This window comes from Parapusillimonas granuli (assembly GCF_013416525.1).
Classification (GTDB): domain Bacteria; phylum Pseudomonadota; class Gammaproteobacteria; order Burkholderiales; family Burkholderiaceae_B; genus Parapusillimonas; species Parapusillimonas granuli.
On record NZ_JACCEM010000005.1, the window covers coordinates 94786 to 108601 of the forward strand.

Consider the following 13816-nt stretch of genomic DNA (forward strand, 5'->3'; position numbering starts at 1 on the left):
TTTGAAGCGATGAATCAATTGATCGAGATTTTTGCGGCGGTGATCAGATTGCGCCATTTTTCGATTTCCGATTTCGTGAGCGCTTCGAACTCGGCCGGCGTGCCGCCTTGCAATGCATACCCCAGCCCCACGACCCGCTCTTTGACCGCCGGGTCCTTCAGGGCCTCGTTGAAGGCGTGGTTCAGTTTGGCGACGATATCGGCCGGCAGGTTCCTGGGGCCGTATACGCCCCATTGGGTGCTGCTGTTCACGTTGGCCAGGCCGGCTTCGTCGAAGGTCGGCACATTGGGCATGGCTTCGCTGCGCCGCTCCCCCGTGACCGCGAATGCGCGCAGGCGGCCGTCTTCCACGGGGCCGCGCGCCGAGCTGATGCCGGTGAAGGTCAGGGGGACCTGCCCCGACATGACGGCGGTCAGTGCTTCGCCGGTGCCTTTGAAGGGAACGTGCTCGATCTTGACGCCTGCAACCATGTTGAAAAGCTCACCGGCCAGATGCGTGGACGCCCCATTGCCCCCCGAGCCGTAGAAGAGCCGCCCGGGTTCTTTCTTGGCCAGATCGATCAATTCCTTGAGCGACTGCGCGGGCACCTTGGGGTTGGCGACCAGGATCACGGGACCGGAGGCCAGATGGACGATGGGCGTGAAGTCCTTGACCGAATCGTATGGCAGGTTGTTGCGCAAGCTGGGATTGATCATGAACGTGGAGTCGACGATGAGCAGCGTGTAGCCGTCGGGGGCGGCCTGCGCCACTTGCTGGCTGCCTATGATGCTCGAGCCGCCCGGCTTGTTGTCGACGACGATTTGCTGGCCCAGCACTTCGGACAGCCGGGGCGCCATGACCCGCGTGAAGATGTCGGTGCCGCCGCCGGGGGCGAAGGGGACAATGACCCGGATGGAGCGTTCAGGCCAGCCCTGCGCCGTGCTGGTTCCGGAAAGCAATGCGGCCGACAGCGCGATCAGCGAGGCGATGAATTTGAGGCCGAGTTTCATTGCGTTCTCCTGAAGAACATGAAGGGTATAGGGGCGCTCGTATCAATACACGGATATGAAACCACAGCCGGCCATGTTTTGCAATGAAAAACTCATAAAAAAGAAAATTGTGCAATGCATGTTGCACGCAATGCCTATTGCAAGGCATTATTCTTTATGATGGCAATCCGTCATTCTATTGTTGCGGAGGTTCTTCATGCAGCGATTCGCCACACTCAAGCAGCTCAACGCGCTATACATTACGGCAAATATGGGAAGCGTGACCGAGGCGGCAAGGATTTTGCACGTCACCCAGCCCACCGTCACGCTTCAGATCAAGCAGCTGGAAGAGGCGGCCGGCCTGCCGCTGTTCGAAAAGATAGGCAGGGGCATCGTCCTGACCGAGGCCGGGCGGATCCTGACGCGGCATGCCTCGAAGATCGTCGGGCAATGGCATGATGCATCGCAGGAGCTCGAAGAGCTCAGGACGAAAGCCCGCCAGACCTTGCGCATCGGCGCGATTCAAACCGTCGAATACTTGTTGCCGCCGCTCTTGATCGCCTTCTCCGAGCAGGACCCGAACGCGAAGATCGACCTGCGCATCGGGCAGAAGGAAGAAGTGCTGAAGCTTCTCAGGGAGCGCTCGGTCGACATGGTCGTCCTGGAAAACGACACGGTCTCCGACGAGTTCAATCATCAGGTGTTCGCCGATCATCCCATGGCGTTCATTGCGTCGCCGCGGCACCCCTTGTCCCAGGACGGCTCTTTCACATTGCAGGATGTCGTGGATTCCGGGCTGATCGTGCGGGAAGCCGGCGCCAGCACGCGCAGCGTGGTCGAGGGCGTTTTCAAGAGCCATGGCATGCCCTTTCAGTTCAAGTCGGAATTCTCCAGCAATGTGGCGATCAAGCGCATGGTCGAAGCCAACCTGGCGGTCGGGTTCGTGTCCCTGCATGCCTGCAAGGCCGAGATCGAGCGCAATCTGATCGTTCCGATCAGCAGCGACCGCCTGCAGGGCTGGCTGCATTCGGAATGGTGCGTCATTACCGAGAAAAACGCGGAACACCGGCCTCTCGCAAGCAGCTTCGTCGACTTCCTGCTGACGAAGGGGAAGGCGGTGACGGAGGCGTATTTTTGTTATCGGTCAGCGCTTGAGCAAAGTCGCGAACCAGCTTAGCTCCACGACGGTTTCATCATGTTGATTCAATACTTTCCTTAGCATCTGGATGGTCCCGCGGTTGCCGGCCTTGCTCTCGGACCGGCCGATGATTTCAGCGCTTACCCTGATGGTGTCCCCGATGAACACGGGCTTCTTGAAGGCGCAGCGTAGCTCTTTCACGCCCAATGTGCTGGTTTCGATGGCGCGCATGAAGTCGCTGCGGCCGATCAGCCCGGTGGTGATGGAAACGACCAGCATGCCATGGGCGATTCTCTCACCGTGAGGCGTGTGCCGTTCGGCATACTGGGCGTCCATGTGAAGCTTGTGGAAATCGCCGGAGACACCCGCGAAATTGACGATGTCGGCTTCCGTGATCGTGCGGCCGCCGGTCTCGAACCGGAAGCCTTCCACAACGTCATCGAAGTAAAGGTCGTTCAAGGCTTGGCATCCTGGCGTCTAGGAGTTATTGGGGGGATGGCGCCGCGGCGGTCACCGCGAACGCCGCCGTGGCCGTAAACAGCAGCTTCCCGGACGTGGTGGCGATGGACGCGCGGCAATGGGCGATTCTCTTGCCCAGTTTCTCCGTGTGGACGGTGATGCTTACGTCCGAGGCGCCTGCGGCAAGGAAAGAGGAGCTCATCTGCACCGTGGCCGCGCGCAGGCCGGGCGCCAGCCGCGCCTGCAGCGCGCGGCTCATGGCGGCATCGGCCATGGCCATCAGCACGCCGCCGTGGTAGTTGCCCGACGAGTTCGCATATTCCGGACGCCACCGGCAATGGAATTGCCCGGCCGCGGCGCTCGCGCCGTCGGCAATGGCGTCGGATATGCGCAGGTGCTCGTTGAACGGTACGCTTGCCGCGGTTGCCATGTGGGCTCGCCTTACTTGCCGGCTGCGCGCGACCACTTCACGTGTTCGCGTTTCAAGAACTCTTCGAATTCCGCGCCGCTTTGGTTGATCGCTTCCAGGCCGGACTGATTCAGCGCCTGGATGGCCTGTTCGGAAGCGACCGCCGCTTTCAGCGCCGCGGTGAGCTCTTTCACCTGTGCGGCGGGCGTCTGGGACGGCGCGAAAAAGCCGAACCATGATTGGATGTTGTAGCCGTCGATGCCTTGTTCGCTGACGGTGGGGACGTCGGGCAGCGCCTTGTTGCGTTCCAGCGATGCGATCCCCAGCACTTTCAACCGGCCGTTCTGGATGTAGGGCAAGGCGACGCCCATTTCCACCGAGGAAACCTGCACGTGGCCGGCCACCAGGTCCGTGACCACGGCGGAGGTGCCGCGGTATGCCACGAACAGCAGTTCGATGCCCGCCTCGCGCGCCAGCAACTGGCCGGCCAGGTGGTGCGGCGTTCCCGGGCCCGAATCGCCCCAGGAAAGGCTCTCTTTCTGTGACTTGGCGAGCGCGATCAGCTCTTTGATGTTGTTCGCCGGAACGGATGGATTGGCCACGATGACATGAGGCACGCCGGCGGTCAGGTTGAGCGGCGTCAGGTCCTTCGCGGGGTCGTATCCGGGCGGCGGATCGAGCAGCGGCCGCACGCTGATCGTGCTCGTCGAACCCAGAAGCAGAGTCTTGCCGTTGGGGGTGGAGCGGATGGTATGGAGCGCGCCCAGTGCGCCGGACGCGCCGGGCTTGTTGTCGACCACGACCGTGGACTTAAGTTCTTTCGACAGCGGCTCCGACACCGCGCGGGCCACCAGGTCGACACTGCCCCCGGGCGCGAAGGGAACCACCAGGGACACAGGCGTGTTGGACGCATTTTGTGCGGCGGCGAATGAGGTAAAAAGAACCAATATCGAACAACTGATCGTTTTTACCGGGCGGATGAGGAAACCGGACTTCATGGGGATGCTCCTGGGGAAATTCATATAAATATTATTTTCGGCATGGAAACATCGAAGATTTGGTCAAGCCATGCCGTGGTCAATTAAAGAGGATGTCCGGCGACGCATCCAATAAAATTTATCGCTGCAACCATAAAGTAAATTAATGAATCGGCCCGGGGGATCTGGCGCGCGCGCGTGCCGGGGCAGGCGAGGCCTGGGCGCCGAGGGTTCTTGGCGCCGAAGGCCTGGGGCCAGTGCCGCCCGCCTTTTAACGTCGGCAGGCCCTAGATGACCAGCGGATACTGAGGCCGGTCGGACGGCAGGAAAGACGTCTGCAGCGGCATGCCCGCATAGCATTCCGCCAGGCTGGTGGCCGCCGCCCGGTTGCTGGTCAAATACTCCAGTTGCGCGATTTGGACCTGGCGGTGGTAGGGATTCTTGTTTTCCCAGTCCAGCCTTTGCAGAACCGAAGTCATCCTCCAGGTGAATTGCTGGGCGTGCCAGACCCGTTGCAGGCAGAGATCAGTGTAACGCTCCAGGTGCGCCGAGGACGATTTCTTGAAGTAGTCGGCCAGGCCGTCCGCCAGGATGCATACGTCGGCGATGGCCTGGTTCAGTCCCCGCCCTCCCGTTGGCGGGACCATATGGGCGGAGTCTCCCGCCAGAAACATTTTTTTGTAGCGCATCGTATGGCATACGAAGCTGCGTATGTCGAAGCGCGTTTTTTCCAGTATCGCGCCTTCTTCGAGCTTCCAGTCGGCGTCCGTCTCGAGCCGGGTTTGAAGCTCTTGCCAGATGCGCTCATCGCTCCAGTCGTCGACGGTGTCTGTCAGGGGGATCTGCAGATAATTGCGGCTGATGCTGGGCGAGCGCATGCTGTGCATGGCGTAGCCGCGTTCGTGCGCGGACGTCACCAGCCATTTGCTGGAGGGCCTGGCTTCGGCTACGATGCCCAGCCATGCAAAAGAGTAGTTGAGCTCATAGGCCTCCAGCTTGTCCGCGGGAATGGTGCGCCGCCCGATGCCGTGATACCCGTCACAGGCCGCGACGATCTCGCATTCCAGTTTTTTTTGCTGTCCTTCATGCATGTATTCGATGGTGGGCCTGCCGTCCAGGTCTGTGATCCGCAGCGCCTGCGCCTCGAAAAAAAGCTTGCCGCCGTCTTGCTGCCGCCGCTGTATGAAGTCTTTCACCACCTCTTGCTGGCCGTACACCATATTGACCCGGCCGCCCGCCAGCTCCTTCCAGTTGATGTACCGGCGCTTGCCTTCAAAGCGGATTTCCATCTGCTCCTGGGGCAGGCCTTCTTTCATCATGCGCTCGCCGACGCCGACCGCCTTGAAAAGGGCGGTGACGTCCGAATCCAGCACGCCGGCCCGCATTCGCGCCTCGACATATGCCTGGCTTCGTGATTCGAGTATCACCGAGTCGATGCCGTGCAGATACAGTAAGTGCGAGAGCACCAATCCCGATGGTCCCGCCCCGATGATGCCAACCTGTGTGCGCATGTGTTGCTCCTAATCCTGGAATGAAGATCAAGTAAGGACTCTACCCAGAGGGCCGGCGCTTAACAAATAAAAATTGCGCCGCGATCCATAGCAAGAAACCTATGATTCAGGATGGGCATGCATAGGTTTTTTCCTATGATTCGACGGGGAAAACTCATACATTGCGCGAGCGGTCCGCTTGTACACTCTTGGCTTGTCTCGCATAAGCAATGAGGGCAGGGAATGCTTGGAAAGGAATGGGGCGCGGTCGTTCAGGGCAAACTCGTGGTGCCGCCGACTTTCAATTTCGCAACCGATGTGCTCGAGCCGCGGGCCCGCGCGACGCCGGACCATGCGGCCATCATCAGCGTGGGCCGGGACGGCTCGGAAGACATCTGGAGCTATGCCCGGGTCCAAGAGGCGGTGGTCCGGCTTGCCGGCGCGCTGGCCGAGCGCGGTGTCGAGCAGGGAGACCGGGTGCTGATCTTCATGCCAAGAACAGCGCTGTGGCTGATTGCGATGACGGCATGCCATTACCTGGGCGCGGTGCCGGTGCCCAGCGTCACCCAAATCGGCGTTTCCGAAGTGACCTACCGCATTCGGCGCAGCGGCGCCCGGGCGGCCATCAGCTCGTCGGAACTGGTGGACCGCTTCTCGGAAGTTCTCGATCTCGTGCCGCTGCGGCTGTGCCGCGGTATTGCCGACGGGTGGGACAGCCTGGAGGAGGCCGTCGCAACCCCGCGCGACACCGTTGCACCCGCTGTGATGCCGGCGGAAGCGCCGGCATTGATGTATTTCACCTCGGGCTCTTCGGGGCTGCCCAAAGCGGTCGTGCACGCGGCGCGCGGAGTGTTCGTGCGCAGTTGGCAACCGTGGCACATGTTCGATACGTCGATGCATGACGTGATCTGGACGACGAGCGATACGGGATGGACCCGGGCCGGGTCTTGTCTTTTGTACGGCGCGTGGTTCTGGGGGGCCACGTCGCTGATCATCGAGCCGAATCTGACGGCGCAAGAAAAGGTCGATGCGCTGGCCCGTCATTCCGTGTCCATGTATAGCGCCGTCGCCACCGAATTGAGGCAAATCATTTCCACGGCGGCGAAAGCCTCCCTGCCGAAATTGAAGTTCACGCTGTCGGCCGGCGAAGCCATGACGGTCGACCTGTCTCGACGCTGGGCGGAGTTCTCCGGCGCTCCCCTGCTGGTGGCGTTCGGGCAGACCGAGACCCCGCAGTGCACCATCACCGCTCCGGACGAGGTGCCTCAAAACGGCGCCATCGGGCGCGCGATGCCCGGCAATGTAGTGGCTGTCGTCGACGATCGCGATCAGCTATGCGCCCCTGGCGAGGTCGGCGAGCTGGCCGTGCGTGGAGACAATCCGGGCCTGATGCTCGGCTACTGGAACGACGGTTCGATCGAAAAGACGTTCACCCAGGACGACTGGCACCGCACGGGGGATTCCGCGCGTGGCGACGCCGACGGAAACCTGTTCTTCATCGGCCGGACCGACGACATCATCAGCTCGTCGGGCTACCGGATCGGCCCGACCGAGGTTGAAAACGCTTTGATGGGATACCCGGCCGTGAAGGAGTGCGCGGTGACGTCGGCGCCCGACGCGCTGAGGGGGGAGGTGGTCAAGGCGTACATCGTCCTGCACGAGGGCCATCAACCGTCGCAGAAATTGATCGCCGGCATCCAAGAATACGTCAAGGGAGTGATCGCGCCGTACAAGTATCCCCGTCAGATCCAGTTCCTGCAGGATCTGCCCAGGACCGCATCGGGAAAGATCTCGCGGCGGCTGCTGCGCGAGGAATTCGGCTAGGAAGACTGGGTAAAAACGCCGAACTCGGTCCATAGCCGGTCGCCAAGCTTCAGGCTGCGCTTCACCTCTCTCTGGCGCTTGATGGCCACCGCGGCCACGATGGCGTTGCACAAGCTGAAAGCCGCGGTGTAGGAATCGAAAGGCGAGGTGCTGGACGTGTGTATGAGCAGCCTGTGGTTCGATAGGTTGGCGACGGGCGCCAGGGGGCTGTCCGTGACGCAGGCGATGGTGGAGCCCAGGTTGCGGAAATGTTGGGCCGTCTGCACTACGGTCCGGGAATATCGCCTGATGGTGATGGCCAGCAGCACGTCGTCCTTTTTGGCCCAAAGCAATTGGTCCGCCAGGGCGGTGCCGGTGGGCAAGGCGTATACGTTGGCAAGGCACATGTTCAGATGGGTGTACAGGTAATGCACGACCGCCGAGCTGTTCTTTGCCGCCACCAGATAAATGCGGCGCGTTTCCGGCCGCATGAGCGTATCGACCAGTGCTTCGAAGGCCTTGAGGTCGATGGCGCCGATGGTGGCGCTCAGGTTTTCCCGGTCCAGCTCCAGCGTGCGCTCGAGCACATGGGAAAGGGAATGCTTGTTCTTGGAGGCCAGTTTGGCTCGCTGCGAAGGCGAGGTCAGCTTGGAGGCCAGGTCGAGCCGTGCTTCGTCCTGTACTTCGGACAGCGATGCGTATTCCAGCTTGGCGAAAAAACGCACGACCGTCGATGCGCTGACCCCCACTTTGCCGGCGATGGCCGTGGCCGATTCCAGCAAGTGCTGCGGATATCCAGAGAGAATGTAGTCAGCCAATCGGGCCTCGTGTTTCGTCAACTTTCTTGGATAGTTAGCGATACGGTCGAACAGCTTCATAGTGGTCCCTGTCTTGGGTGATGTGCCGTGATTCTACGCCCAATTCAAATGGAGGAAAGCCTAATCTTGCAATTTCCATTGCAAGATCAAGATTTTTATGATGATAATGTGTCATTTAAGATGCATGGCAACTTGGGGGTTGGCGCATGGAGCGAAATGCAGGGTACGAGAAGCTGACCGCTTGGCTCCGGTCGCATCAGCAGGACATGTTCGACCTGCTGGAGCGGGTCGTGAATATCGAAAGCGGCAGCTACCATAAGCAGGGCGTCGATCGGGTTTGCGAAGCGTTCCGGGCCTTCTTCGATGCCGCCGGCATCCAGACCACGGTTTATCCCCGGGAATCCCACGGCAATTGCCTCAGGGCCGACATCCCGGGCAGCGGCGAGGCGCAGCTTCCCCACGTGCTGCTGTTGGGTCACATGGACACCGTCTTCCCGGAGGGCACATTGGAACAATGGCCTTACCGGGTGGAAGGCGGCATAGCCTATGGTCCCGGGGTTGCCGACATGAAAGCGGGCCTGGTGATGAACGCTTTCGTCGCCCGCGCATTCTTCGAGTGCGGCGGCAATGTCGCCCCGATTCGTGTTTTTTTTACCGGCGACGAAGAAATCGCATCGCCTTCCTCCAGGGAACTGACGCTCGAAATGGCGCGGGGCGCGGGCTGCGTGCTTAATGCGGAGCCGGGCAGGCCCACCGGCAACGTGGTCATCGAGCGCAAGGGCGCGATGTTCGTGGACTTCGAGGTCGAAGGGGTGGCGGCCCACGCCGGCGTCGCGCACGAGAAAGGCGCCAGCGCCATCGAGGCGCTGGCCAGGAAGGTCGTGGCCTTGCATGCGCTGACCGATCGCAGCGCGGGGGTCACGACCAATGTCGGCACCATCGAGGGCGGCGTCTCGGTCAATACGGTCGCCCCGTTTGCCAAGGGGCGTCTCGACGTCCGCTATCCGAAAGGGGTGGACGAAGACCGGCTGCAGCGGCAAATCGCCGCCATCATCCAGGAAGCCTCGCCGGCTTGCACCTGCGGGCGCATTACCCACGAAGGGCGTTTCCTGCCGCTGTTCCAGACCGACGAAAGCCGGATGCTGCTGAATGACTACATACGGGTCGCTCAGCGGCTGGGGGTCGCCGTTAAAGGGGAATCGACGGGCGGGTCGGCCGACAGCGGGTTGACCGCCGCCGCGGGCGCGCCCACGCTGTGCGCAACAGGGCCTGTCGGCGGAAACGCGCATACGCGAAAAGAATACTGCGATTTGCGCACCCTGGTTCCGCGCGCCGAAATCTGCGCGGGGACCATATTGGCCAGGGACGAAATGTATGTTCCGTAATGGACCATGCGCCGTCCAATGACTTCTCGGAGAACACCATGTCACGCCTGCCACTTCTTGATGAAAGTACAGACCCCGAATTCGCCGCGGCATTGGCCGATGTGGAAAAGAGCCGCGGCAAGGCATCCAACGCGCTGAGGTCCATGGGGCACGCCCCAGAAGCCTTGCAGCGGTTTGCGTCGGTGGGGGATTACGTGCGGTATCGCTCGACCCTGACGGCGCGCGAAAGGGAGATCGTCATCGTCATAACGGGCCGCGCCTATGAATACGCGATGATGCACCACGTGCCTCTGGCGCTTCAGGCCGGCATCGGCGCCGAGGAAGTCGACGCCATGCGCAGGGGCGAAGTGCCTTCCACGTTCAGCGGCGCGGACCGCGCATTGGCGCAGTACGCGCTGGAATTCTCGACGCCGCCGTCGGTCAGCGACGAGACTTTTGCAAGACTCAAAGAATTCATGTCGCCCCGCCAGATCACCGACGCGTCGTTCACGGCGGCATACTACGTGGCATTCGCCTTGATGCTCGCCGCCATGAAGCCGGCGCCCGATTCCGCCGAGTATGTCCAGGCGGGCCTGGCATGGCAGCTCAAGGCGGACCAGTCCTGATTTTCGGCCTTTCAACCACACAAGCATGGAGTCGGCATGAAAACCCATAAATTGATATTGAGCGCCTGCATAGGCCTTGCAAGCATGGTTGCCGCGGGTGCGGCGGGAGCCGCGGACGCCTATCCGGCCAAGCCGATCAAAGTGATCGTGGGGTACCCGGCCGGGGGCGCGAACGATCTGGTTGCGCGCGCCATCGGCCAGGAAATGTCCAAGGACCTGGGCCAGCAAGTGGTCGTGGAAAACATATCCGGCGCGGCGGGCACCATAGGCGCGGCATCGGCGGCGAAGGCGGCTCCCGATGGCTACACGCTGTTCATGGGGGCGGGCGCGCACGCGTTGGCTCCCAGCGTGCGGAAATCATTGCCCTACGACATCGTGTCGGACTTCGCCCCGGTCAGCGTGGCGGCCATCGGCTCTTATGTGCTGGTCGTCAACCCCCAAATCAAGGCCAATTCCGTCAAGGAATTGATCGACTTGGCCAAGGCTAGCCCTGGAACCCTGACCTTTGCCTCGTCGGGCGTCGGGGCGCCGCCGCATCTCGCCGGCGTGCTGTTTCAAGAGCGTACCGGAACCAGGCTGCACCATATTCCGTTCCGCGGCGACGCCGATGCCAACACCGCCGTGCTGGCCGGCCACGTCGACATGATCTTCGGCTCCTTGGGGCCCACGGTGCCTCACATACGCGGCGGCAAGGTCCGCGCATTGGCCGTGACCGGGAACGCCCGCAGCACGGCCCTGCCCGACGTGCCCACCCTCCAGGAAGCCGGCGTGCCGGACTACAACGTGTCGACGTGGTGGGGGCTGCTCGCTCCGGCCGGCACGCCGCCCGCGATCGTCGACAAGCTTGCCAGGTCCGTGGAAAAGGCGGCCGCGCTGCCCCATATAAAAGAGCAGTTCGTCAACATGGGCGTTGAAGCCGCTTCCAGCACGCCGGCCGAGTTCGCGGCGTTCATCAAGGCGGAAGTGGCCAAGTTCAAGAAGATCACGGAGGCGGCCGGCATTGAACCGCAATGAGTTTACCGGCCGGATCGCCGTGGTCGGGGCGGGGGCCGTCGGCGGATTCGTCGGCGGCAAGCTGGCCGCCGCCGGCTACGACGTCGTGCTCGTCGATGCCTGGCCCGAGCATGTGGAAGCGGTCCGCAAGAACGGTTTGACGATCGCCGAGCCGGACGGCGCATGCTCGATTCCCGTGCGCGCGCTGCACGCCCATGAATCGGCATCGATTCCGCCATGCTCTCTGGACGTCGCATTCATTTGCGTCAAGCTCTACGACACCGACTGGGCCACCGGCATCATCTTGCCCGCGCTGAAGCGGTCAGGTTGCGTCGTCACGCTGCAGAACGGCCTGGTCGAAAGCATCGTGGCGGCCCGCGCGGGGTGGGAGCGCACGCTGGGTTGCATAGGCAGCGGCATGTATGTGGCGCTGGAAGGGCCGGGCCGCGTGCGCCGCAGCAAGAAAGCGGTGAAGAGCGGCTCCTGCGTATTCTATGTCGGCGAAGCCCAGGGCCCGCGCTCCCGGCGCGCCGAGCTGCTGGCCGGCTTGCTGTCGCATGTCGACACGGCGCAGGCCACGGACAATCTGTGGGGGCTGCGCTGGGCCAAGCTCGTGGCCAATGCCATGACGTCGGGGTTCAGCGCCCTGTGCGGCTTCGGGCTGAAACAGACCTTCGGGGATCCGGCTTGCTGCCGCGTCATGATCGGGCTTGCCGCCGAAGCGATCGACGTCGGGGCGGCGCTTGGATACGCGACCGAGGACGTCTTCGGCGTCGCTCCCGATGTATGGCGGCAAGCTCAGGCCGGGGACGCCTGCGCCATCGAAAGAACCATGGCCGCGCTGCGCGCGCAGCATCAGCTCGTTACGGACGATGCCTTGTCGGGCACGGCCCAGGATCTGAAGAAAGGCAAGCGGACCGAGGTTGATTTCATGAACGGCTTCGTCGCGGCGAAAGCGGCCGACGTCCATGTTCCCGCGCCCCTGCATGCCGAGGTCGCGCGGCTGCTCCGTCGGATCGAAGAAGGCATTGATACGCCGGGCACGAGGCATTTGAAGAGCCTGGAGCCGATCCTGGGCTCGAAGGCCAAAGAAGGGGGCTGATCATTGCCATGCCGCCCGCTTCGTCGGCGGCATGGTCCCGGATCAAGACCACCCGAGAATCGCTTCTATCCCCCGGACCATGGTGATCAGCTGCGGCGGGATCTCGCTTGCGCGCTGTTCGAAGGCGCCGTCCTCGGCCGGCACGCCGCAATTCAGCACGAATACGTTGGAGTCCACCGGCCGGCTGACGGGAACGGCAAAGCCGTAGGTATCCTGCCGCCAATGCCGATTGTTGGAGCAATAGCCGTGCTTTGCGAATTCCCGCCTTGCGGCTTCCAGCTGCGGCATGTGCCGTTCGTGCTCTTGCGGGCAATGGATGCGCAACTGGTTCAGGACGGCGTCTCGTTCCGCGGCCGGAGCCTGGCATAGCCAGGCTTTGCCGGCGGCGGTCGACAGCATGGGCAGGGCCGCGCCGATGTCGGGATGCGTTTGCAGTTCCTCGTTCGCCCTGGCGGTTTCCACATAGACCATGTGCAGCCTGTCGCGGATCACCAGGGATACCGCGCCGTTTATCCGCAAGGCCAGGCGCTGCATCAGCGGCCTGGCCGCCTGGCGCAGACGCATGTTGGCCAGCAGAGGATGCGAAATGGACAGCAGGGCCAGCCCCGGCCGGTACTTCCGGCTGCCGGGATCGCGCCGCAGGTAGCCCAGCTGCACCAGGGTGTGCGTCAGGCGCGCGATGGTGCTGGGCGACAGGCCGGTGCGCAGGGAGAAATCCTTGTTGCCCAGGACGCGTTCGCCGGGCTGGAAGCAGGCGAGCACGTCTATGCCCTGGGCCAGGGTGGAGGCGAACTGGCTGTCGCCATGGTGTTCCTCAGCCATGTCCGCCGTCCGTGACCAGGCGCTCGATGTGGTCGACCATGGCGCGCAGCTTGGGCGCGACTTCCTTCCGCAGCCCTCCGGCTCCCAGGCGTTCCACCCTGACGCCGCAATTGAACACCAGCCGTTCGCCGTCGACGGGCATGCGCAGGGGCACGCCCACGGCGTGCACGTCGGCCTGCCAATCGCCTTCCGAAACGCAATAGCCGTGGGCCTTCCAGTCTTCGACAGCGATTGCCAGCGCTTTGGAAAACTTGCGCAGCTGTTCGGGCTCGTGGCGTTCGAGCTCGTCCAGGACGGCCTGCCGCTGCGCGGGGCCGGCGCCGGCCAGCCAGGCGCGGCCCATGGCGGACGCCATGACGGGCAGCCGCGCGCCGATGTCGGGGCGGAAGGCGATCAGGTCGTGGCCGCGGCTGGTTTCCACGTAGACCATGTGTCGCTGGTCGTATACCCCCAGGGAAGCCGTGCCGCCGGTGGCCGCGGCGAGTTCGCGCATGAGCGGCCGCGCCAGCTGGCGCAGGCGCATGCCCGACAGCAAGGCATGGCTGAGGGACAGCACGCCAGCGCCCAGCCGGTAGCGCCGTAGCTGAGCGTCGTGCATCAGCAGGCCTTTCAGGCACAGGGTGTAGGTCAGGCGCGACACCGTGGCCTTGGACAGCCCGGTGCGTTCGGCCAGGTCGCGATTGCTGAGTATGGGGTCGCCGGCACGAAAACACTGCAGGACCGCGAGGCCGTTCGCCAGGGTGGTGGCAAAGGCCGGGTGGCGGGAGGTCTGGGAAGAAGCGGGCATGGATGGCCTGAAATTCAATATATCGAAACAATAGTATCAGCATTAAGAATAAGCCGCTAT

Annotated in this window: 14 protein-coding genes; 6 read left to right on the forward strand and 8 right to left on the reverse strand. The window is 62.8% G+C overall.

Annotated features, from left to right (window positions below):
- Positions 1-14: 14 nt before the first annotated feature.
- Positions 15-989: a Bug family tripartite tricarboxylate transporter substrate binding protein gene (locus H0A72_RS10350; RefSeq protein ID WP_180155017.1), complete on the reverse strand. Its 975-nt coding sequence runs from the start codon at positions 987-989 to the stop codon at positions 15-17.
- A 196-nt stretch (positions 990-1185) separates the two neighbouring features.
- On the opposite strand from H0A72_RS10350, the gene H0A72_RS10355 reads away from it, so the two are divergent.
- Positions 1186-2145 carry a LysR family transcriptional regulator gene (locus H0A72_RS10355; RefSeq protein ID WP_180155018.1) on the forward strand — a complete coding sequence of 320 codons (960 nt, stop codon included), beginning with the start codon at positions 1186-1188 and terminating at the stop codon, positions 2143-2145.
- Here the strand turns inward: H0A72_RS10355 and H0A72_RS10360 are convergent.
- The 4 genes from H0A72_RS10360 to H0A72_RS10375 all read right to left on the reverse strand — a co-directional run bounded on the left by H0A72_RS10360 (position 2113) and on the right by H0A72_RS10375 (position 5462).
- Positions 2113-2565 (reverse strand): MaoC/PaaZ C-terminal domain-containing protein, encoded by a 453-nt coding sequence (locus tag H0A72_RS10360; protein WP_180155019.1) that lies wholly within the window; start codon positions 2563-2565, stop codon positions 2113-2115. The two genes, H0A72_RS10355 and H0A72_RS10360, sit on opposite strands and share 33 nt — an antisense overlap.
- Positions 2566-2590: 25 nt before the next feature.
- On the reverse strand, positions 2591-2995 hold the full coding sequence (locus H0A72_RS10365) for a PaaI family thioesterase (RefSeq protein WP_180155020.1): 405 nt from the start codon (positions 2993-2995) through the stop codon (positions 2591-2593).
- Positions 2996-3006: 11 nt separating this feature from the next.
- Positions 3007-3972, reverse strand: coding sequence for a Bug family tripartite tricarboxylate transporter substrate binding protein (locus H0A72_RS10370; RefSeq protein ID WP_180155021.1), 966 nt, complete (start codon positions 3970-3972; stop codon positions 3007-3009).
- A 266-nt stretch (positions 3973-4238) separates the two neighbouring features.
- Positions 4239-5462, reverse strand: coding sequence for a 4-hydroxybenzoate 3-monooxygenase (locus H0A72_RS10375; protein ID WP_180155022.1), 1224 nt, complete (start codon positions 5460-5462; stop codon positions 4239-4241).
- 222 nt (positions 5463-5684) lie between these two features.
- Here H0A72_RS10375 and H0A72_RS10380 point away from each other — a divergent pair, with 222 nt between their 5' ends.
- Positions 5685-7265 (forward strand): acetate--CoA ligase, encoded by a 1581-nt coding sequence (locus H0A72_RS10380; RefSeq protein ID WP_180155023.1) that lies wholly within the window; start codon positions 5685-5687, stop codon positions 7263-7265.
- On the opposite strand, the gene H0A72_RS10385 is transcribed toward H0A72_RS10380, so the two are convergent.
- Complete coding sequence (locus H0A72_RS10385) at positions 7262-8122, reverse strand: MurR/RpiR family transcriptional regulator (RefSeq protein WP_180155024.1); 861 nt, start codon at positions 8120-8122, stop codon at positions 7262-7264. The genes H0A72_RS10380 and H0A72_RS10385 overlap by 4 nt on opposite strands.
- 146 nt (positions 8123-8268) lie before the next feature.
- Here H0A72_RS10385 and H0A72_RS10390 point away from each other — a divergent pair, with 146 nt between their 5' ends.
- Genes H0A72_RS10390 through H0A72_RS10405 form a run of 4 tightly spaced genes read left to right on the forward strand, consistent with a single transcriptional unit; the run spans position 8269 to position 12147 of the window.
- Positions 8269-9447, forward strand: coding sequence for a M20 family metallopeptidase (locus H0A72_RS10390; protein ID WP_180155025.1), 1179 nt, complete (start codon positions 8269-8271; stop codon positions 9445-9447).
- A 38-nt stretch (positions 9448-9485) separates the two neighbouring features.
- Positions 9486-10052, forward strand: a complete 567-nt coding sequence (locus H0A72_RS10395) for a carboxymuconolactone decarboxylase family protein (RefSeq protein WP_180155026.1) — start codon at positions 9486-9488, stop codon at positions 10050-10052.
- 36 nt (positions 10053-10088) lie between these two features.
- Positions 10089-11066, forward strand: coding sequence for a Bug family tripartite tricarboxylate transporter substrate binding protein (locus tag H0A72_RS10400; protein WP_180155027.1), 978 nt, complete (start codon positions 10089-10091; stop codon positions 11064-11066).
- Positions 11053-12147, forward strand: a complete 1095-nt coding sequence (locus H0A72_RS10405; RefSeq protein ID WP_180155028.1) for a ketopantoate reductase family protein — start codon at positions 11053-11055, stop codon at positions 12145-12147. The genes H0A72_RS10400 and H0A72_RS10405 overlap by 14 nt, the downstream gene beginning before the upstream one ends.
- A 42-nt stretch (positions 12148-12189) precedes the next feature.
- Here H0A72_RS10405 and H0A72_RS10410 read toward each other — a convergent pair whose 3' ends face one another.
- Together H0A72_RS10410 and H0A72_RS10415 are read right to left on the reverse strand one after the other, a co-directional pair.
- A complete protein-coding gene (locus H0A72_RS10410) occupies positions 12190-12969 on the reverse strand; it encodes an IclR family transcriptional regulator (protein ID WP_180155029.1) in 780 nt (259 codons plus the stop codon).
- Positions 12962-13756: an IclR family transcriptional regulator gene (locus tag H0A72_RS10415; protein WP_180155030.1), complete on the reverse strand. Its 795-nt coding sequence runs from the start codon at positions 13754-13756 to the stop codon at positions 12962-12964. Before H0A72_RS10415 ends, H0A72_RS10410 begins: the two co-directional genes overlap by 8 nt.
- Between the last annotated feature and the right edge of the window lie 60 nt (positions 13757-13816).